This is a genomic window from Noviherbaspirillum aerium (assembly GCF_008929045.1).
GTDB lineage: Bacteria > Pseudomonadota > Gammaproteobacteria > Burkholderiales > Burkholderiaceae_D > Noviherbaspirillum > Noviherbaspirillum aerium.
This window is the reverse complement of record NZ_VFAH01000014.1, coordinates 32,731-53,439: the sequence shown is the minus strand read 5'-3', so window position 1 is coordinate 53,439 and position 20,709 is coordinate 32,731. Positions and strand designations below refer to the sequence as shown.

17 protein-coding genes are annotated in these 20,709 nt (G+C 63.1%); 7 read left to right on the top strand and 10 right to left on the bottom strand.

Annotated features, from left to right (window positions below; genetic code table 11):
• Positions 1–32: 32 nt before the first annotated feature.
• The 3 genes from FH061_RS18995 to FH061_RS18985 all read left to right on the top strand — a co-directional run bounded on the left by FH061_RS18995 (position 33) and on the right by FH061_RS18985 (position 3,549).
• Positions 33–785, top strand: a complete 753-nt coding sequence (locus FH061_RS18995; RefSeq protein ID WP_151637407.1) for a 3-oxoacyl-ACP reductase family protein — start codon at positions 33–35, stop codon at positions 783–785.
• A 32-nt stretch (positions 786–817) separates the two neighbouring features.
• Positions 818–1,420, top strand: a complete 603-nt coding sequence (locus FH061_RS18990; protein WP_151637406.1) for an NADPH-dependent F420 reductase — start codon at positions 818–820, stop codon at positions 1,418–1,420.
• Between the two features lie 647 nt (positions 1,421–2,067).
• Positions 2,068–3,549 carry a SulP family inorganic anion transporter gene (locus tag FH061_RS18985; protein ID WP_151637405.1) on the top strand — a complete coding sequence of 494 codons (1,482 nt, stop codon included), beginning with the start codon at positions 2,068–2,070 and terminating at the stop codon, positions 3,547–3,549.
• Positions 3,550–3,803: 254 nt separating this feature from the next.
• Here the strand turns inward: FH061_RS18985 and FH061_RS18980 are convergent, their stop codons facing one another.
• The 3 genes from FH061_RS18980 to FH061_RS18970 form a co-directional block, all read right to left on the bottom strand.
• Complete coding sequence (locus FH061_RS18980) at positions 3,804–4,262, bottom strand: hypothetical protein (RefSeq protein ID WP_151637404.1); 459 nt, start codon at positions 4,260–4,262, stop codon at positions 3,804–3,806.
• Between the two features lie 190 nt (positions 4,263–4,452).
• Entirely contained in the window at positions 4,453–5,058 is a 606-nt protein-coding gene (locus FH061_RS18975; protein WP_151637403.1) for an SAM-dependent methyltransferase, read from the bottom strand.
• Between the two features lie 4 nt (positions 5,059–5,062).
• Positions 5,063–6,490: an APC family permease gene (locus FH061_RS18970; protein ID WP_151637402.1), complete on the bottom strand. Its 1,428-nt coding sequence runs from the start codon at positions 6,488–6,490 to the stop codon at positions 5,063–5,065.
• Between the two features lie 423 nt (positions 6,491–6,913).
• Here FH061_RS18970 and FH061_RS18965 point away from each other — a divergent pair, with 423 nt between their 5' ends.
• Entirely contained in the window at positions 6,914–7,804 is an 891-nt protein-coding gene (locus FH061_RS18965; RefSeq protein WP_151637401.1) for a LysR family transcriptional regulator, read from the top strand.
• Here FH061_RS18965 and FH061_RS18960 read toward each other — a convergent pair.
• The 6 genes from FH061_RS18960 to FH061_RS18935 form a co-directional block, all read right to left on the bottom strand.
• Positions 7,779–8,702 (bottom strand): LysR family transcriptional regulator, encoded by a 924-nt coding sequence (locus FH061_RS18960; protein ID WP_151637400.1) that lies wholly within the window; start codon positions 8,700–8,702, stop codon positions 7,779–7,781. The genes FH061_RS18965 and FH061_RS18960 overlap by 26 nt on opposite strands.
• A gap of 43 nt (positions 8,703–8,745) precedes the next feature.
• The gene (locus tag FH061_RS18955) at positions 8,746–9,666 is read right to left on the bottom strand and encodes a dihydrodipicolinate synthase family protein (RefSeq protein ID WP_151637399.1); all 921 of its coding nucleotides are present in this window, start codon (positions 9,664–9,666) and stop codon (positions 8,746–8,748) included.
• Between the two features lie 107 nt (positions 9,667–9,773).
• The gene (locus FH061_RS18950; RefSeq protein ID WP_151637398.1) at positions 9,774–10,733 is read right to left on the bottom strand and encodes a Bug family tripartite tricarboxylate transporter substrate binding protein; all 960 of its coding nucleotides are present in this window, start codon (positions 10,731–10,733) and stop codon (positions 9,774–9,776) included.
• A gap of 294 nt (positions 10,734–11,027) precedes the next feature.
• Positions 11,028–14,117: an amidohydrolase family protein gene (locus FH061_RS18945; protein WP_192805136.1), complete on the bottom strand. Its 3,090-nt coding sequence runs from the start codon at positions 14,115–14,117 to the stop codon at positions 11,028–11,030.
• A 574-nt stretch (positions 14,118–14,691) separates the two neighbouring features.
• Entirely contained in the window at positions 14,692–15,312 is a 621-nt protein-coding gene (locus FH061_RS18940) for a restriction endonuclease (RefSeq protein ID WP_151637396.1), read from the bottom strand.
• 265 nt (positions 15,313–15,577) lie between these two features.
• Positions 15,578–17,242, bottom strand: coding sequence for a PAS domain S-box protein (locus FH061_RS18935; protein WP_151637395.1), 1,665 nt, complete (start codon positions 17,240–17,242; stop codon positions 15,578–15,580).
• Positions 17,243–17,632: 390 nt separating this feature from the next.
• Here FH061_RS18935 and FH061_RS18930 point away from each other — a divergent pair, with 390 nt between their 5' ends.
• The 3 genes from FH061_RS18930 to FH061_RS18920 all read left to right on the top strand — a co-directional run bounded on the left by FH061_RS18930 (position 17,633) and on the right by FH061_RS18920 (position 19,314).
• On the top strand, positions 17,633–17,902 hold the full coding sequence (locus FH061_RS18930; protein WP_151637394.1) for a VOC family protein: 270 nt from the start codon (positions 17,633–17,635) through the stop codon (positions 17,900–17,902).
• The gene (locus tag FH061_RS18925) at positions 17,899–18,282 is read left to right on the top strand and encodes a c-type cytochrome (RefSeq protein ID WP_151637393.1); all 384 of its coding nucleotides are present in this window, start codon (positions 17,899–17,901) and stop codon (positions 18,280–18,282) included. Before FH061_RS18930 ends, FH061_RS18925 begins: the two co-directional genes overlap by 4 nt.
• Positions 18,283–18,375: 93 nt before the next feature.
• Entirely contained in the window at positions 18,376–19,314 is a 939-nt protein-coding gene (locus FH061_RS18920; protein ID WP_151637392.1) for a LysR family transcriptional regulator, read from the top strand.
• A gap of 31 nt (positions 19,315–19,345) precedes the next feature.
• Here FH061_RS18920 and FH061_RS18915 read toward each other — a convergent pair whose 3' ends face one another.
• Positions 19,346–20,572, bottom strand: a complete 1,227-nt coding sequence (locus FH061_RS18915; protein WP_151637391.1) for a cation:dicarboxylate symporter family transporter — start codon at positions 20,570–20,572, stop codon at positions 19,346–19,348.
• Positions 20,573–20,709 lie beyond the last annotated feature (137 nt).

The following is a 20,709-nucleotide window of genomic DNA, read 5'->3' as shown; positions in this document are numbered from 1 at the left end:
TCAACCAACCACACATGAAGGAGTAAAACCAAATGACCACCACCACATCAACTCTCGCCGGAAAAATTGCACTCGTTACCGGAGGCTCGCGTTCAATCGGTGCATCCATCGCCAAGAAACTGGCTGCCGACGGCGCCTTGGTGGCTTTTACCTATAGCGCTTCTCCTGACAAAGCCGAACAGGTCATAGATGCGATCAAGCAAGCGGGCGGCCGGGCAATTGCCATACAAGCCGATGCGGGCAACGCCGCAGCAGTGCGCGCTGCAGTCGCAAAGACAGTAGAAGCCTTCGGCGGCATTGATATTCTCGTCAACAATGCGGGTATTGCCCTGGGCGGCCCCATTGAGCAGATCACGTTTGAAGATTACGAGCGCATGATCGCTGTCAATGTCACAGGCGTATTCGTCGCCACGCAGGAGGCTGTTCGCCACATGAAGGAAGGCGGTCGCGTCATCCATATCGGCTCCTCAATGACTCGTTACGCCGCCTTTCCCGGCGCATCCCTCTACACATTGACCAAAGGCGCGGTGTCAGGCTTCAACCGTAGTCTGGTCCGTGATCTGGGCCCGAAAGGAATCACCGTCAATACAGTGCATCCTGGCCCGACCGATACCGACATGAACCCGGATGGCGGTCCGGTCAGCAAGATTGTAGGCCCCGGCATGGCCATCGGTCGTTATGGCAAGTCCCATGAGATTGCCAGTGTCGTTGCCTTCCTTGCCAGCGCGGAAGCCGCATTCGTGACTGGTGCGGACATCCTTGCAGACGGTGGATTTACTGCTTAATCCCTACCCCATATCCAGATAAAGGAGTCATCATGCAAACCATCGGAATCATCGGCGCAGGTGCCATCGGCTCTGCCTTTGCCAAAGCTATCGCCAACAAAGGCATTCGAGCTGTTATTGCAAACAGCCGCGGACCGGAATCGTTGAAAGAACTGGTTCGGGAGCTTGGCCCATCCATCAAGGCAGGCACAAAGGAGGAGGCTGCCGCACAGGACATCGTTCTAGTGGCGGTCAACTGGTCAAAACTGCCCCGGGCGCTTGCAGGGCTGCCGGATTTCAAGGGACGCATCGTGATCGATGCCAACAACCCGATCGAAGCACCGCTGTTCAAGCCGGCGGAACTGCATGGCCGGCTCTCGACTGAAGTTTTCAGTGACATGGTTCCTGGCGCACGCGTGGTCAAGGCGTTCAATCATCTGCAAGCGGAACTGCTCGCGCAGGATCCTTCTTCCGACGGTGGCAAGCGAATCCTGTTCTACTCGGGAGACCATGACCAGTCCAAGGCTGTCGTGAACGGACTGATTGATCAACTGGGATTTTTCGGCATCGACTTGGGCCCCGTCAGCATAGGCGGCAAACTGGCCCAGTTCCCCGGCGGCTCCTTGCCTGCGCTTAATCTGGTCAAGATGGGATGATCCAATCGAGACCGGAGTAAATGTGCGCTGCCGGCCGGGGTTTGTGACTGGCCGGTAAATGCCGTGTCGCACTACGTTCGAGCGCCTCGGCCGCTTGGGGAGGACTGGTCGAATATGCATCGATCGTGAGTATCAACCGAGAAATTCGCAGCTGTCTGAAGCCCGCTTTTTAACGAACTTGCTCGTAGCCCGGTTCCGCGTCGACCGGGGCTTGCCTCGAGCGCAGCGGTATGGGAGGGAAAGCCACGCGCTGAACGTGGACCGATCAGCCCCTGACAGGGTCTTGTGAGGCATGCGCGATACGGACGTTCCTTGACTCACGCTATGCTGCAGTGCAAAATAGCGGCCTATGACCCCTCCGCCTTCACTGCCGAACCCGATCTCGCGCGCAATACACAGCGACGAGTGTGCTCGTTTCGTGCGCTTGGGCCTTGAGGTAGTTTCCTTTGCGGGATCCGGTATGCCGCGTGGCCATTTCTGTTCAGTAACTCCCCCGTAAGACCCCTTTCCTTCGGCAGATAGCCCGATGTCGCCGCGCGGCGTCGTGCCTGTTCTTGCTCCGTTACCCATGCCACGCGGATCCTTCGCGTAGAGTCTTTTCCATCTAGTTCTCGGCAGCATTGCTACTCGCCCGAGAAGGTGCATCCATGTCTTTATCAAATATTCGCCAGGACTGGTTTTCCAATGTCCGTAATGATCTGCTCGCAGGTCTCGTCGTCGCGCTCGCTCTTATTCCGGAGGCGATCGCTTTTTCCATCATTGCCGGTGTGGACCCGAAGGTAGGCTTGTATGCTTCCTTCTCCATCGCGACCCTGATCGCCTTCTTCGGGGGGCGTCCGGGAATGATTTCCGCTGCCACCGGGGCCATGGCCCTCGTCATGGCCACGCTGGTGAAAACCCATGGGCTGGACTATCTTCTTGCAGCAACGGTGCTGGCCGGCGTTCTGCAAATTGTCGCCGGATGGATAAAGCTGGGCCGACTGATGCGCTTCGTCTCGCGCTCGGTTGTGACAGGTTTCGTGAACGCACTGGCCATCCTGATCTTCCTCGCGCAATTGCCCGAGCTGACGAACGTCACATGGCATGTATACGCCGTCACGGCCGCGGGTCTGGCGATCATCTACGGCTTGCCATATCTGACACGTGCCGTGCCTTCCCCGCTGGTCGCCATTGTCGCGCTGACAGGCGTATCGCTGGCATTGGGCCTGGAAATCCGTACCGTCGGCGACATGGGGCAACTTCCGGAGAGCCTGCCGTCGTTCCTGATCCCGAACATCCCGTTCAATCTCGAAACCTTGCAGATCATCCTGCCTTACTCGGTGACCTTGATGGTGGTCGGCCTGCTTGAGTCATTGATGACGGCCACCATCGTCGATGACATGACGGACACCAAGAGCGACAAGAACCGCGAGTGCATAGGCCAGGGAATTTCGAACATTGCGACCGGCTTCATCGGCGGCATGGCGGGTTGCGCAATGATTGGACAGTCCGTCATCAACGTGAAGTCCGGCGGCCGCGGCCGCCTCTCCACCCTGACCGCGGGCGTGGTGCTGTTGATTCTGGTCGTGTTCCTGGGCGAATGGGTGCGGCAGATTCCGATGGCGGCCCTTGTTGCGGTGATGATCATGGTGTCCATCGGCACATTCAACTGGGGGTCGATCAAACACCTGCGGGAGCACCCGCCAAGTTCGAGCATCGTGATGATTGCCACCGTCGTCGTCACGGTGGCGACCCATGATCTGGCGAAAGGCGTGCTGACCGGCGTTTTGCTGTCTGGCGTCTTTTTCGCGCAGAAGGTCAGCAGGCTGCTCAGCGTCAGTTCTCAGGCGGAAGACGCCGGTCGCACCCGCCGGTACCAGGTAACGGGGCAAGTCTTCTTTGCTTCGTCGGATCAGCTCGTTCATTCGTTCGACTATGGCGAGGCTGTCGACAAGGTGTATATCGACCTCAGCCAGGCGCACTTCTGGGATATCACCGCGATCAGCGCACTGGACAAGGTCGTATTCAAGTTCCGCAAGTCAGGCGCGCAAGTAGACGTACACGGCCTCAACGAAGCCAGCGCCACCTTGGTCGACAGGTTTGGCGTACACGACAAGCATGACGGGCACGATGTTCTGGTTGGCCACTAGTGGTGCGAGTTAAAAATTTGTTGATCAAATGGTGGACGAGAATCATGCCGATACTGCGTCAACAATGCGCGCAACGCATGACAAAGGCGCGGCCTTGCTTTGCTTGTTTCCTTGTCTCGACATGATTTCGCCACATTAGCCTTCAACAAATTGCAAACTCACGCCACTAGGGCGTAGCGACGGGCGGCCGGCACGCGCCGCCCGTGTTTCGTGACCGCAGTACGCGAAACGTCAGCCTGCATCGCGACAGCCATTCATCCATACACGATTTCATCGAACAGCCCGATCTGCACAATGCAATCGGCCGCTTCCGTATCGATGTCCGAGGCGTCGCCGTCTTCCACCGCGACGCTGATGATTTCCCGGATGCCTTCCGGCACTTCGGCGTCGCCGCTGACGATGCGCTCGATCGCATCGGCCACGCCCTGCAAATCGAGCGTGCCGCCTTGCGCCGGGTCCTTGGAGGCGAGGAAGGTGGCCGAGGCATAGACCGGTGCGTCGCCGTCGTCCACATCCGAATCGTGTTCGACATAGTCGCTCAGGTCGAAGTCGCGGATGCTTTCGTTGCCCTGCGCCTTGTCGGCCGCCTCGCCGCTGGCGTCGGCCCAGTAGGAGCAGCCGCCTTCGACGGCCAGTTCCAGCACATGGGAGAGGAATTCATCGCTCAATTCATAGGCTGCGCCGTCGATTGTGATCGTAGTCCGTGTTTTCATTTGCTGACTCCATTGATAAGGCCGCCGGCCGGCAACGCGACGAACCAGGCAACTGGTTCCGGGTTCGTCGCATTGCCGGCGCATTGAACTGGATGGACACGCCGGCGCATGAAGCGTTTCATGTTTCATCAATGAAGAAATGAAGAAGCCGTTTTTCCTGCCGTGGCCGAAGCCGCCGGCTTGGCTCAACTCAACTCTTCGTGGAATTGCCAGCCGCCTTGTGCGCCGGCGTGATCGTCCAGTAGTAGAGCGTCTTGCCGCCGATGCGTTCCTCCCTTTCCGGCGGCCATTCCGCGCCCATGTCGAAGTCGTGCGATACCACGCGGGTGCCGACCTTCAATTGCTTCCAGAGCATCGGCCGGATCTTGCGGTTGACTTCCGGCAGCAGGTAAAGCGTTACCACGGTGGCTTTCGACACGTCGGCCTTGAACAGGTCGCCCACCTTGAAGTCGACCTGGCTTTCGACGCCGGCGGCTTTCGCATTGGCCTTGGCTTCCTCGATGCGCACCGGATTGAGATCGATGCCGACGCCGGTTGCGCCGCGCTCCTTCGCGGCGGTGATGACGATGCGTCCGTCGCCGCAGCCGAGGTCGTACAGCACATCATTCTTTCCGACCTTGGCCATGTCCAGCATGCGGTTGACGATGTTTTCCGGCGTGGGAACGTAGGGCACATCGAGCTTGGGCGAGGTCTGCGCCCGCGCGCCCGCGATGCCCAGGGCCCAGATCAGCGCAAACAGGAAAAGGCCAGACAGGCCGATGGGTAAGGCGGGGCGGGAGCGGGAACGCGATTGCATGGCATTACTCCTTGCTGGTTTGTGGGGGAAGATGGCGCGGCGACGAATCCGGGTGCAGGACATGCATCAGGCCCAGAAGCAGGATGCCGGCGAGCAGGACGGCCACCCCGATCCAGGCGGCGTTGAGGCCGCCGAGTTCCTGGCTGTACACGTAAGACAGGCTGGACCACAGCATGAAGGCGCTGGTGGCGCAAAAGCAGAGCGGCAGCAGCGGATAGAGCGGCACGCGGAAGGGGCGCTCGGTGTGCGGGTCGCGGATGCGCAGCACGATCAGCGACAGGCCCGACAGCAGGAAGAACAGCCAGAAGACCGGCGCGGTGAATTCCACCATGGCCTTGAAGCCGCTGCCGATCATCGCGCCCAGGGCCAGCAGGCACAGCGCGGCCACGCCCTGGACCAGCATGGCGGTGGCCGGGCTGTCGCGGTGCGCGTCCCATACCGCCAGCCTGCCGAGCACCGGCCAGTCGCAGGCCAGCGCATAGCTGGTGCGGGCGCCGACGATCATCGTGGCATTGATCGATGTCACCGACGACACCACGACCAGCAGCGCGATGAAGATCTGCCCGGCGGAGCCGAGCGTGGACTGCATCATGTCGGCGGCCACCGCGTCGGACTTGGCCATGGCGCCGATGCCCAGCCCCTTCCAGAAAGCCCAGTTCACCAGCACATACAGCAGGGTGATGATGATGATGGACAAGGAGAGCGCCTTCACCATGTTGCGCCGCGCGTCCTTGATCTCGGCGCTGATATAGGCGGCCTCGTTCCAGCCGCCGTAGGTCAGCAGCACGAAGACCATCGCCAGGCCGAATGAGGCGCTTGTCGGCGCGGCCGCGGGCACGGCGGGCTCCGGCGGGCCGCCCCGTATTGCCAGCGCGGCAATGACGATCACCAGCAAGCCGAGGATTTCCATCACCGTCAGCCAGGTCTGCATGGAGGAACCGGCCTTGATGCCGAGCAGGTTGATGCCGGTCAGCACGATCACCGCCGCCGCCGCATAGAGTACCGGCCCCCATTCCTTGCCGACGAATTCCAGCGGCAGCAGGCGATGCAGATAGTCCCCGAACACGAAGGCGAGCAGCGCGATCGAGCCGGTGGTGATGACCGAGAGCCGCGCCCAGCCGAACAGGAAGGCCACCGAGCGGCCGTAGGCGCGATGAAGGAAATGATAGTCGCCGCCGGCATGCGAATAGGCGGTGGTCAGCTCGGCATAGCAAAGCGCCCCGATCAGCGAAATGACGCCGCCGAAGATCCAGGCGGCGAACATCCATTCGGTGCTGCCCGCCATGCCGGCCACCATCGACGGCGACTTGAAGATGCCGGCGCCGACCACCACGCCGACGATCAGCGCGACCGCCTGCGGCAGTCCGAGCGTCGGGCGCGGCAGGGCCGCGGCGGTGGATGACGAAACAGGCGCGCGTGCACTGTCTGGCATGTCGTAACCCCTGGCTCCGGCGGCCTGCCGCGGGGAAAAACGTGCCAGTGCTCGCGCTCGTCTCCTTCTGCAGCAAAGCCTGAATCGAATGAAAAAGGGCCGATACGCCGGACTTCCGGTGATCGCGGGCGCAATGCTCGTACCAGCCGCTGGTTTATTGGGATGCGAGGCAAAGCCGGGGAAAAGGTTCGTGCCTTGCATGCGAGACATGACATGGATCACATGCTATTAGAACGCGGCAATCTTGCGGCCGGACATGAATTTCACCGGAAGATACCCTTGGCATGCCCTTCGATACTGACGTTGACGTCGGCCCCGGCAAGATGCTTCCCATGAAGCTCGCCTATACTTGCCGTGGTCGCAACTTCAGGACTTCGTACCGCCGATGGCAAACCGCGTTGGCGATGAAGCGCACAGCACAAGATGATTCAACTCAGCCAAGTCAGATGCTTTGTCATGGTGGCGCAGGAATTGAACTTCGGCCGCGCCGCCGAACGCCTCAACATGACGCAGCCGCCGCTCAGCAGGCAGATACAGCAACTGGAAAAGACGCTGGGCCTGCGGCTGCTCGACCGCGACCGGCGCGGCGTGGTGCTGACCGAAGCCGGCAGCGCCTTCCTGCCGGAAGCCATTCACCTGCTCAAGTCCGGCGAGGCCGCGGCCGAGGCAGCGCAGCATGCGTTTCGCGGCGATGCCGGCCGCGTGGCCATCGGCCACAGCGTCAGCTATGCCTTCGTGCCGGATCTCGTCGCCGCCGCCGCGGCGCGCCTGCCCGACGTGCGGATCGCGCTGGAGGAACTGCTGGTCGATGAACAGCTGGAAAGACTGCGCGGCGGCCGCATCGATCTTGCATTGATTCCCATGGCGCCGGACCTGCCCGACCTGTCATCGGTTCCGGTGCTGCGCGAACCCTTTCTTGCGGCGCTGCCGGCCGGCCACCGGCTGGCGCAAGGCGAGGAAGTCAGCTTGCAGGACCTCGACGGCGAACCGCTCATCATGTTTCCGCCCGGAGCGGAGGGCCACTATCACCAGATGCTCACGGCGATGTTTGCCGGGCGGGGTGTCGCGCCGCGCTATGTGCAGTTCATCCGCCACCTGCATTCCATCCTTGCGCTGGTCAATCTTGGCGCGGGGCATGCGCTGGTGCCGGCATCGGCGGCGCGCATGGCCTATCCCGAGGTGGTCTTCCGGCCGCTGTCGCCGGCCGGCTGCGCGCTGGCGGAACTGCACCTGGTCTGGCGCCGCGCCGACGAAAAGGATAATCCGGTGGTCAATGAAATGCGCAGATTCATTCTGTCGCAGGCAAGGGCATAGCGTCCGGCAGATCGAGGATCAGTTCGCGCAGCTGCTCGATGTGGCGCGCCGCCGACCTGCCTCCGCGCGGCCACGCCAGGTGCAGCTCCGATACGATGGGCGCCGGCAGGTCGATGGGACGGAAGGTGACGCCGGCAAAGCGCGCCGCGGCGGTGGCCTGCGGCAACAGCGCCAGCCCCAGCCCGCTGCCCACCAGCGAGAGGATGGTATGCGTCTTCTGCACATGCTGCACGTAGCGCGGCGCGATGCCCGAGGTATGAAAGGCGGCGGTGGCCAGTTCATAGAAGTAGCCGCCCTGGCCGGGGCTATACATGATGAAGGGCTGTTCATGCAGGTCGTTGATGGCCAGCCGTCGCCTTGCGGCAAGCGGATGCGAAGCCGGAATGGCGGCCACCACCGGTTCCCGCACCACGCAGCGGGCATGCAGGCCGTCGAAGTGCGCCGGGGCGCGCACCACGGCAAGGTCGAGCCGTCCCGCATGCAGTGCTGCAATCGCCTCGGGCGTGGACATTTCATGGAGGATCATCTCGATGCCCGGCAGGCTGCGCGCCACCGCCGCCATTACCCGCGGCAGAAAATCGAACCCGGCCGAGGGCACGTAACCGATGAGGGCGATCGATGCCGCCCCGGCCGCGCCGGCGCTGCGGCGCGCCACCGATGTCATGGCGTCCGCCAGGTCGAGCAGATGCACCGCCTTTGGCAGGAAGGCACGGCCGGCGGCGGTGAGCGCGACCGCATTCTGCCTGCGCTCGAACAGGATCACGCCGAGCTCCCATTCCAGCTGCTGTATCGCCCGGCTCAGCGGCGGCTGCGTCATGTGCAGACGTTCGGCGGCGCGGCCGAAATGCAGCTCCCTGGCCAATTCGACGAAACACTGGACTTGATTGAGCTGCAGCATGGATGGGTTAAGGAGCCTCTGTCGTAGAGGCCGCTATCTTAGCTTAGCCAGGCATTTCCCACTTCTTCAGCAGATGGCCGAGGCGTTCCAGGTCCCGCGGCGCGAGCGGCCAGGTTGCCGGCGGACGCGCGGCGCCGCAATCCTGTCCCATCAGCTGCAGGGCCGCCTTCACCACGCTCACGTTGGAGCCGTTGCGCTCCTGGGCGCGCAGCGCTTCAAAGTCGGCCATGCTGCGGATCAGGCGGCGCGCCTCGGCGTAATCGCCGCGGTCGAGCGCGCCATGGATCTGCATCGAGAGTTCGGGAAAGACGTTGATCAACCCCGAGGTGAAGCCGCGCGCGCCGACCGCATACAGCGGCGGCGCCCAGGTTTCGGCGAGTCCGCCGACCCAGGCAATGTTGCGGTCGGCGAGGCGGTCCATCACCTCGGCCAGCTGCAGCGGCGTGGGCGATGCCCACTTGACGCCGATCACTTCCGGAATCCGGCACAGCTGTTCGATGACGTCGTTGCCGACGCTGGCGTCGCGCAGATACAGCACCAGAGGCAGGCCGTCGGCGGCTTCGGCAATGCGCCGCAGATAGGCTGCGATGCCGCTCGGCGCAACGAAAGGATCGGGCAGCTGGTGCACCATCAGCGCGGCGGCGCCCGCCTTGCGCGAGGCCTTCGCCAGGGCGCAGGCTTCATGCACGCTGCGCCCGACGCCGCCGACCAGCGGAATGCGGCCGTCGACATGCTCGGCGGCCGCATGGATCATCTGTTCGGCTTCGCTTGCGGTGAGGCCATAGAACTCGCTGGTATTGCCGTTGGCCACCAGGATGTGGACGCCCGCATTGACGGCGCGGTCGACCACGGGCTTGAGCCGCTGCGGCGCGATCCGGTCCTGCGCATCGAAGGGCGTGACGAGGATGCCGGAAATGCCGTCGAGGGCTTGCCTCAGGGATAAGGAGGTCGGTGTGGAATTCATGATGTGCGCGGTATAGGTTTGACGTTCGTTGCGGCGGGAACAGCACCCGGGCCGCCTGCGCCGGGGTCCATGGCGCGGGCGTGGATGCGGCATGCGTGCATGCGGGCTTACTCCGGCTGGATGCCGGCTTTCTTGATGATGCTGCCCCAGCGCGAGAGTTCCGCCATCTGGAAGGAAGCCAGTCCCTCCGGCGTGGTGGTATAGATTTCCATGCCGGTCTGGGTCATGTACTTGCGCACGGAGTCGGTCTGCGTCGCCCGGGTCAGCAATTCATTGAGGCGCTTGACGGTGGCCGCGGGCGTGCCCGCCGGCGCGTAGAGCGCATTCCAGTAGCTCATCTCGTAGCCGGGCAGGCCGCTTTCGCTGAGCGTCGGCAATTCCGGCGCCAGCGGCGAGCGCTTGGGGCTGGTCACGCCGAGCGCCTTGAGCTTGCCGGACTTCACGTGCGACATGGTGGTGGCAAGGTCGACGATCATCATGTCGATCTGCCCGCCGATCAGGTCGGTCACCGCCGGCGGATTGGCTTTGTAGGGCACGTACAGCAATTCCGCCCCGGTCATTTGTTGCACCAGTTCAACCGCCACCCGGGAAGAGGAGGTGCCGGCGCCGAAGCTCAGCTTGCCGGGTTCCTTCTTGGCGAGACTGATGACGTCGGCGATGGACTTCGCCGGCAGGTTGGGCGTCGTGACCATGACGAGATAGCCCTTGGCGATCGCCCCGACCGGAACGAAGTCCTTGACCGGGTCATAGGGCAGCTTCTTGTACAGATGCGGATTGGCCGCCTGCGTCGTGTTGGTCGTCATGAACACGGTATAGCCGTCCGGCGTCGAGCGGGCCACCGCCTGCGCCGCGATGGCGCCGTTGGCGCCGGGCTTGTTGTCGATGATGACCGGGGCCTTGGTTTCGCTGGTGATTTCCTGCGCGATGGCGCGCGCGAGTCCGTCGGTGGCGCTGCCGGCGGTGCCGCCGACGACGATGGTGATGGTCTTGGATGGAAAGGCCTGGGCCGACGCCAGCATGGGAACAAGGCTTCCCAGCATCGCGCACAGCAGTTGCTTCAACTTCATATCGTCTCCTGATCGAATTCATGGCAAGCGCGGATAAGCGAGCGTCAGTGTCGCCGTGAGGACGGTGAACTGTCCAATGCCATGAGGGAATCGGCCCATGCGCGTTTTGAATCAGGGAGCGATGCGGGCGCCAGCCTTGGCGGCGAAGCGATGAAAGGGAGAGGAACGGGAGAGAAACGGGAAAGGAATGAAAAAATCAGCGGGCGCCGCCTTGCATTTGCTCGGGCAAGGCGGCGCCCGCTGTTGCGGACCATGAAGCCATGGTCCGCAACCGGCATGGATCAGCGGCGAAGCTCAGTGCGCATGCATGCCGTGACCGCAGTCGTTATGGTCCTTCGCGCACAGGATGCGGTAGGCGATCAGCGACTTCTTGCGCGCCGCGATGGCCGCCGGCGTCTTGAAGGGCTCCAGGATCTGGCCCACCGAGAAGTTGAGGCCGTTCTTCATCACATACTCGACGTTGGCGGCGGTCTTCAGGTCCGCCAGCGGATTGCCTCTCACCATCACCAGGTCCGCCAGCTTGCCGGCCTCGATGGTGCCGAGGTCCTTGTCGACCATGCTCATCTTCGCCGCATTGATCGTCACCGTCTGCAGCGCCTGGTGATTGTTGAGCACCAGGCCGGCGCCGCGCAGGTTCATGTGCAACGCGATGCCCGGCGCCACCAGCGGCGAGTCGGTGCCGTAGGCCAGCAGGCCGCCGGCGGCCAGGATCTTGGCCGACTGCTCCGCATCCTTCCTGACGGTGGCTACCTGCGTCGCCGTCGGCTGGGCGGTGCCCAGCAGGCCGGAGATGAAGTTGGGCGGCACCAGCAGGCTGAAGCGCTCGCCGGTCAGCAGGGTCGGATCATCGCCCACCAGCGTCATCGACGAGAACAGCGTGTCGACCAGCCGGAAGTCGGTCTTCGCATGCATGTCCACCGCATCCTGGTAGGTGAAGCCGCCAACCGACTTCGACCAGCCGTAACCCATGCGCTGGGTTGCCGACAGGTGGGTGGTGCCGCCCAGCCCGGTCGCCGCCCCCGGCGACAGCATGTGGGTGCCGGTCGGCACGCCGAGGTCCAGCCCCGCCTGCGCGATCCTGGTCATGATGGGTATCGGGGCGCGCACATAGGACTTCATGTAATCGGTATCCATGGCCTTGGCCTTGGCGATTTCCATGTCGGCGATTTCCGGCGTGCGCAGCGTGCGGGCGAAGTTGTAGAACAGGCGATTGCCTTCCCACAGCGGCGGCGAGATGAAGAGCCGCGGCCCGTTCAGGTTGCCGGCTTCCAGCGCCTCGCGCATTTCCAGGCTCTGGTGCAGCGGGCCGGCCACCGACTGGGTGGAGGTGATGCCGTAGGACAGCATCAGCGCCGCGATCTGTCCGTACTGGCCGCCCTGGTACAGCGTCAGCGGGTGGATGTGCGCATCCCACAGCCCGGGCATGACGGTCAATGCCGAGGCATCGACGAAGCGGTCCGCCGACGCCTGCGCATTGTCCTGGTGCGGCCGGATCTCGGTGATGCGGTTGCCGGTGATGACGATGTCGACGTTCTGTCGCAGCTGCGGGCTCACGCCGTCCCAGACCGCGCCCGCATGCACGATGGTGGTGCCCTGCGGCACCGCCTGCCGCCATTGCAGGTTGACCGGCACGTCGGTCGGCGAGCCGCCGCCGGCGGGAATGGTCCTGAGCCTGGTGGCCGACTTGTAGAGGATGGTCGAGGAATCGCCGCTCCAGGACGGCAGGTCGGCCACCTCGTCGGTGAGCTTGCGCGCCGCGCCGGCGGGCGAGCCATCGGCATTGACCGGCATCACATGCAGCACCGAGTCCATGATGAAGGCTACCGTCTTGCCGTCGGGCGACAGCGCCGCCGCGCCTTCGTCGCGCTCGGAGATCTGCTGCGGCGGCGGCGCCACCGGATAGAACCTGGCTTCCCTGCTGGCGACATCGATCACGCGCAGCTTGTTGTAGCCTTCGCGGAAGCGGTTGTTGATGCGCTCGTTATCGACCAGCATGATGCGCGATCCATCGGGCATCCAGTACGGGGTGCTCACCTGGGTGCTGATCGACGGCGTGATGACTTGCGCCGAGCGCGCCGCGATGTTCCAGATTTCCAGCTGGCCGGAGCCGGTGGTGTAGGCGATGCGGTCGCCGGTGGGCGACAGCTTCGGCGTGACCATCGACTTGGCGGCGATCGATGCCAGTCGCGTGCGCCGGCCGGAAGCGACTTCCACCTGGTCGACCGCCAGCGCGCCGGCATTGCCCCTTTCGGACGAGAAATACACGGCGCTGCCGTCGGCGGTCCATTGCGGGCTGCCGTCGCGGTCCTTGTCGTTGGTCAGGCGCACCGGGGCTTCGCCGATGGTCATGACCCACACATCATTGAGCGCGACGAAGGCGATGCGCCTGCCGTCGGGCGACAGCGCCGGCGCGCTGATGCCCATCACCTGCCGCGGATCGAGGTTGTTGAACTGGCGTTCCTTGGTGCGCGTGAAGTTGGGCCGCTTGACGGTGATCGAGGCGTTGAACGGCACATCCCGCGCGCTGCCGCCCGCGCTGTCGCGGATGCGGATCTTGCCGTCGGCGGTATAGAGGAAGCGGCCGTCGGGCAGCCAGCGCACCGGGAAGGGGAACAGGTCTTCGCCGCTGGTCACTTCCCTGCCGCCCACGTTCAGCGCCCGCTCCGCGGTCTGGAAGGCCAGTCCCTGGCCGTTGGGCGCCCATGCCGGGAAGGCGCCCGGCCCGAGCAGGGTGGCCGCTTCGCTGCCCGAATACGCGGTGCGGAATACGCGGTTGGTATCGACATAGGCAATCTGGGTGCCGTCGGGCGACACCACCGGATTGCTTTCCGCGCCGGGGCCTTTCGTGATCTGGACCGGCGCGCCGCCGCTCAGCGCCACGCGCCAGATCTTGTATTGCCCGTCGCTGCTGCGGTCGGAAGCGAACACCAGCGAACCGCTGTCCGGCGTCCATGCCGGTTCGCGGTCATCGAAGCCGCCGGTGGTGATTTCCTTCAGGTTCGCGCCGTTGGGCTCGATGGTGTAGAGATGGTAATTGCCTTGCGGCGTGTAATTCTGGAATGCGATCAGCTTGCCGTCGGGCGACCATACCGGCGCGGTCGGTTCGACTTCCCATCCGGTGATGCGGGTGGCCGTGCCGCCGGCCGCCGGAATGACCCACAGCGCGCCTTGCGCGGTAAAGGCGATGCGGCTGCCGTCGGGCGAGGGAGATGCCGCCATGTTGGTGCCCTGCTGGAATTCGACCGTGACTTCGCGGGTCGGACCGGTCAGGTTGTTAAGCTGGGAAATCGTTGGCGCCTGCTGGCTGGTGTTCGTGCTGCCGACCGCGGCCGGCTGGTCGCCGTCGCTGCTGCCGCAGGCGCTCAGCAGGCCGGCCATTGCCATGGTTATCAGGGATACGGAGCGCTTGACGCGCAATGATGCGGCATGAGGTGTTGCGGCGCAAGGGAATGAAGGATGCTGCGGGAAAGGAAGGGGAACTGCTTCAGAACGACGTTCCTGTGCTCTCATGAGTGTCTCCAGGCGAATCTCGGGGGATTGTGTTTGTTCGCTTCTCCTTTAATCCAGTATTGACACGATGGAAGGCTTGTAAATCACGAAATGGTGCGGGCTTATGAAATCTCAATGAGCTTGCACCCGTGGATTCGCGCCGCGACGCAGCAGAAAACGACATGATGGACAGGCGGGATAATGGCCAGGCGGTCAGGCCACCAGTACATTTGTACAATTGCTGCGGCCGCACCGGCGGTTGTGCATCGGGTGCGTTGCACAAGAGGGCGCCGGACGTGAAAAATCGTCTGTCACGCTCAGGCATGCGGTGCGGTTGCCGCCGGATTGCCCGGAACGGGCGGGGGCGGCTGGCGTCGGATTAAGGCAGGAGGACGGAGTCGTTAAGCCGGACGTCGCCGCAAGGAGGACTATTGCGGCGACGCCCTCATGAGCACGCTCTAGTAAAGACTCAGCGCGCCCTGTCTTTCGAAGCGCCCGGTTTCGGCGATGCGGAGGCGGTGGATGACACGAGCGAGGCGAGCACGACGAGGTCGGCGTCCTGCATCAGGGTGATGCGGTTGCCGGCCGCGAAGGTCCTGGCGTTTTCCGTCAGTTCGCCGAGCGTCATGTAGATGGCTCCGGCGGATTCCTTCTCGGCCGCATTCGCGAGTTCCTGCAGCGGTTCCACGCCGGTGCGCGCGGCTTTCCATCGCTTGCAGCCCAACATCAGTTTTCCCTGCGGCCCCAGGATTTCGAAATCCGCGCCGGCACCCGCATAGGGCGCAATGCTGGACCCCTTGCTCCGGTAGGCTTGTTCGATGGCGGCGGAAAGCTCGCCCCAGCTCACTCCGGCCAGCGTTTGCCGGGCCTGCGCGATGCGGGCGGCACTCGGCGCGCGCAGCTGCTGCCAGGCGGCGATGAGGCCGATCACCAGAAAAGGAAATCCGGCCGATGATCCGAGCGCCGCGTATTGACGCGGCAACATGGCGCTTGCCAGCAGCCCGAGCACGATGGCAAGCACGAAACTGATCCACCACGGCGAGCGCAGCAGGATTGCGAACAGGGACCGTTCCGCCATCTTCAGCTTCATGGATGGACTCCGGCGGTGAAAGCGTGGGCGGACGGCGGGAAATGCTGGAGTGCGGCGTGGGGATCGGAAGGCATCGTGATGTCAATCGGGTTGCGTCGGTAGCGATTGTACAGAAGAAGCGCAACTGCGCCGCGTGAGAATCGGCGGGCTTTCGCGCCCGTGAAGCTGCGGATGATGTCGAATTGTTAAAACATTCCGGCGACGGACAGCGATGCCGTGCGCCCAGGGCAGACCGGGGCGACGGTACATTCCCCTGCAATCCTTCCTAATGTTCCCGCCTGGTCGGCGACAGGATGGTCCACTCATTGTTAAGGTGCAGGGCAACCCGATTCTTGCCTGCCTGCTTGGCGACATACATGGCGGCATCGGCCCGGGACAGCAGTTCGACGGCCCCTTCCTCCCGCTGATGCACCGCGATGCCTACCGTGGCGCCCAGGCCGTATCCGCCGCTGACCGGCTTCAATCCCTCCGAGCCGGCCGTCAGCACTTCCTGTGCGACCTGCTTGGCCCGGTCCAGGGTGACTTCTTCGAGCAGGATCACGAATTCGTCTCCGGCAAGGCGCGCCGCGGTATCGATCTCGTTGCGCATCAGCCGCGACAGATTGGCGCCGAAGGTCTTGAGCACCGTATCGCCGGCGTCGTGGCCGAGCGCGTCGTTGATCTGCTTGAAGCCGTCAAGGTCAATGAACAACAGCGCGGCGACATGATCCTTCCTGGCGCGCGTGTCGCGCCGGATCGCGCGCTCCAGCCTTGCCATGAACTCATAACGGTTGGGCAGGCCGGTGAGGAAATCGCGGGTAGCCTGGTAATGCAGCTGCTGCTCCATCGCCTTGCGATGGGAAATGTCGCGCATGAAGGTCGCGAAATAGTACTGGTCCGCATGCTTGATGGCGCCGACCGTCATTTCCACCAGGACTTCCTTGCCGGCCTTGGTCTGCACCGGCAGCTCCACGCGCTTGTTGACCATATTCGCCTGTCCGGTGCGCAGGAAGGCGGCGATGCCTTCGGTATGCCTGCTCCGGTACCGCTCGGGCGCGATCAGCTCCGCCATGGGTTTTCCGAGGGCTTCCGCAGCCGACCAGCCGAGGATGTTCTCCGCCTGGCGGTTCCATTCGGTAATGAATCCGGCCTGGTTCATGCCAATGAAGGCATCGCTGCCGTTGTCGATCAGGATCCGGATCTTTTCTTCCTGCAACTGCTGCAACTGGGCTGCATGGTATTCATGCGTGATGTCGCGCGCAATGGAAAAGCTGCGGCCGCCGGCAAGCGTCGGCATGCTCCACTCCAGCCAGCGGTAACTGCCGTCCCGGTGGAGGTAGCGGTTGCGGAATCCCTTGGTCGGCAAGCCCGAGTACAAGGCGCGGCTTTCGGCAAGCGTCAGTTCCCGGTCTTCCGGATGGACGAACTCGATGAAGGGCCGGGAAGTCAGTTCTTCCTTGCTCCACCCGAGGGTCGTGGTCCATGCATGGCAGACTTCCACGAAGTAGCCGTCTTCATTCGAAATGGCGATCAAGTCCGGCGACAAATGAAAGAACAGGTCATGGTCCGATTCCCTCTGCCGCAGCTGACTGACATCAAGCATTTCCACAATCAGGCATCGTGTCTCGCCGCGCGCATCCGCAATGCCGGCCGTGGCGATCGAGAGCAACAGCGATACGGTCGAGCCATCCTTGCGGGTATGCCGTCTTTCGATCTGACAGGAGGGCAATTCCCCATTGCGCAAGCGATCGAACAGCGCCGGATCCTCCGGGCGCGTGATGTCCTGCAGTGTCAGACCCGGAAGTTCCTCGCGGGAATGGCCGAGCAGGTGGCAAAACGCATCGTTAACTTCCAGCCAGTTTCCGTCGGGAGATACCAGCGCCTTTCCCGTACCCGCATATTGAAAGGCAATGCCGAACAGGTCCCTGGTGAATGCATGTGACTGCGTCATGTTGTTACATGCTTGAAAGGAAAAAATGGAGCATCGGGGCAATGGGCCTTATATACCTCGCGGATTCTGCATTTGCCGGCAATTGCGCTTTTCTTGCGTCTCGTTATCCGCAGATGCCTGGCGCATGTTCATAATGGACTAATAAAGACAGGCCTTAGTTTAATTTTTTTGTCGGCCCAAGCGGTTTAGGTGCCCATTATTTCCATGCCGATAGAACGGCGTGGCGCTGTTGTCCCGGTACTGGCAACATGAGTGCCGCAAAGTCCGGGAAGTCAACCTCACTCACATTGATGCAGCGGATTCCGAACCGGATTACGGCATGGATATAACATCCACGCTGGCAGCAAACGCACTTCACATCAGGAAAAATGAACAAAGGAGCCGTCATCCATGATTGATTACACCGGAACTGCCGTGAACGACTTCATCAGGAGCAAGTACTTCTTCGTGCAAGCGCTTGCTCCCTTGGCCTATGCGATTGCGTGTCGCGTGTCGTCGCGCAAAATTGTCGATCTCTTCCATGAAGCCGCCCTTGCCGCGGGCGGCATCGACAATGGCGTTCCGGGCCTGCGTCCGCATCACCATCCCGACTATTACGGCGCCTTCGTCCTTGATCCCGAAGGCCGCAACATCGAAGCGGCCTGCCGCCAACCCGCATGAGCGGGGCCGTCCTTGCCTTCGCGCTTGGGTTTTCGGTGTTGCTGGCCGCCCCGGCATCTCCGGCACATGCCGCCGGCGATGCCGAGGCGGGCCGGCGCGCCTTTGTCAAATGCGCATCCTGCCACCAGCTGGGGCCGTCGGCGCGCGCCGCGTTCGGCCCGCAGCTCAATGGCATCATCGGCAGGCAGGCGGGCGCAACCGCCGACTACAAGTATTCGGATGCGATGAAAAAATCCGGCATCGTGTGGACCGAAGAAAAACTGGTCGCATTCCTGAAGTCGCCCGACGATACGGTGCCGGGCAACAAGATGCGCTTTTTCGGCATACGCAGCGAACAGCAGATCGCGGACCTGCTGGCCTATCTGAAGCAATATCCATAATTTCCGGCGGCAGGCGTGCGTTCGCAAACGGTATAGGTAGAATGTCTGGCAACTGCCTATGGCAGACATTTTTCATATATACGGAATACCTCCATGGAACTCAGGCACCTGCGCTACTTTCTGGTCGTGGCGGAAGAAGGACACTTCACGCGCGCCGCGCAGCGGCTCGGCATGCAGCAGCCGCCCCTGAGCCAGCAGATACGGGCGCTCGAACAGGAACTCGGCTTCGACTTGTTCAGACGGCATCCCAAGGGCGCGGACCTGACCGTTGGCGGAGCGGCTTTCCTGCAGGAAGCCAAGGCGATTCTCGGCAGTGTCGAGCAGGGCGCGGCGCGCGCGGCAAGGGCCGCCAGCGGCGTCGAGGGCAGGCTGACCATCGGCTTCACCAGTTCCGCCGCCGCCCATGGCCTGATCCCGCAGATCGTGCGCGGCTACCGTGCCGCCAGGCCCGGTGTCTCGATCGAATACAAGGAAGGCAATGCGGCTGAGCTGACCGAGGCGCTGCAAGCGGCAAGCATCGACGTGGCCTTCCTGCGCCTGCCGGTCAGCCGGCCCGACAACGTGGCGTTCCTGCAGTTGCTGGAGGAGGAAATGCTGCTGGTGCTGCCGCTCGGGCATGCGTTGCTGAGAAAGCATGCGGGACGGGGCATGCCCAGCATACCGCTCAAGTCGCTTAGGGACGAACAGTTCATCCTGGTGCGCAGGCATGGCGCGCCCGGGATGTATTCCAACCTGATCGATGCCTGCGTCAAGGCGGGATTCACGCCCAACATCGCGGTGGAGGTGGAAAGAATGATCACCAACATCAGTCTGGTCGCCGCCGGCGCGGGCGTGTCGGCGGTGCCGGCATCGATGCAGGGTTTCCATGCCGACGCCGTGGTCTACTGCCGGTTCCAGGACGCGCGGCGCGAATTGAGCGCCCCGCTCACGCTGGCCTATCGCAACGACAGCGATGCGCCCACCGTGAAGCGGTTCGTTGAAGAGGCTGCGCGCATATCGGGCTCGGGGGCGGCGAAAAGAAGCCGTCGTTGATGAGGTGGCCGAGCGCGGCCGAGCGTGGCAGTCAGCGCAGCCGCTGGGATTCCAGCGCGGCGTCATCCAGTTTTCCATCCCAGGCCGCAATCGTCATGCAGGCGACGCCGTTTCCAATCACATTGGCCAGCGGCCGGCATTTCAGCAGACGCTCGATGCCGACGATCAGCAGCAAACTGCTGTCCGGCAAAGCCGGAACCGCGGCAATGGTCGCCGCCAGCGCCATGAAGGCGGAGCCGGCCACTCCGCTGGCGCCCTTGGAGGTCACCATCGCCACGGCAAGAATGGTCAGGTATTCGCCGAATCCGAGCCGGATCTGGAACGCCTGGGCAAGGAACACGACCGCCATGGTCAGATAGATACTGCTGCCGTTGAGATTGAAGGAATAGCCGGCCGGGATCGCCACCCCGACCACGATGCGCGGGCAGCCTGCCATTTCAAGCTTCTTCAGCAAGCCCGGCATGGCGGTCACGGAAGAGGAGGTGCCGAACACCAGCATCAGCTCTTCCTTCAGATAGCGGATGAATGCTCCGATGCGAAAGCCGGCCTGGCGGGCGAGCAGCCCCAGCGGCAGAAGAACGAACAGTGCCGTGGTTGCATAAAGCAATGCAAGCAGGCGTATCAGGGGCGTCACCGAATGTACGCCGTACCTGCCTACCGAAAAGGCAATCGCGCCGAATGCCGCCAGCGGCGCGAGCCGCATCAGCCATCCCACCAGTGTCAGCAGCCGCGCGCCGATCCAGTCGCAGCGGGCCGAGAACGGCTTCGCGCGGTCCCCCAGCAAGACGGTCGCCACGCCAAAGCCGCAGGCGAGCAACAAGGTCTGCAGGATGCTGCTTTTCCTGAATGCCTGACCGATGGTGTCCGGCAGGCTCGGCATCACGGCCGCCGCACTGCCACCGGCATTCGGCGTGACGCCACTGAGCGCATCGCCGCTTAACGGAAAACCGGCGCCCGGCTGGAAAAGATGCGCGGCCAGCATGCCGGCCGCAAGTGCCAGCGTCGATATCAGTTCGAAGCAGAGAAGGGCGCGTATGCCCAGCCTGCCGACCTGGCGCACCTGTCCGAGCGCTCCGATACCCGACATCACCGTGAAGAACACGATAGGCACGATCAGGAAGCGTATGGCGGCGAGGAACCAGTCTCCCAGCGGCTTCATCTGCATCGCGGCGCGTGGGTCGAAATAGCCTAGGAGGATGCCACCGGCGATGGCAAATGCCATCTGCGCAAACGGGCCCGGGAATGGAAGTCTCTTCATGATTGTTATCGGCCTGAACCTGAGCTGAGCTGAGCTGCGGCAGGCGTGTCTGGTGAGGCGATTCTACAGCAGTTCATGCCGGCGAAAGAAGGCCGATTCATGTCATGCGCGGGCCTTGTCTATACGTCATGCATCGC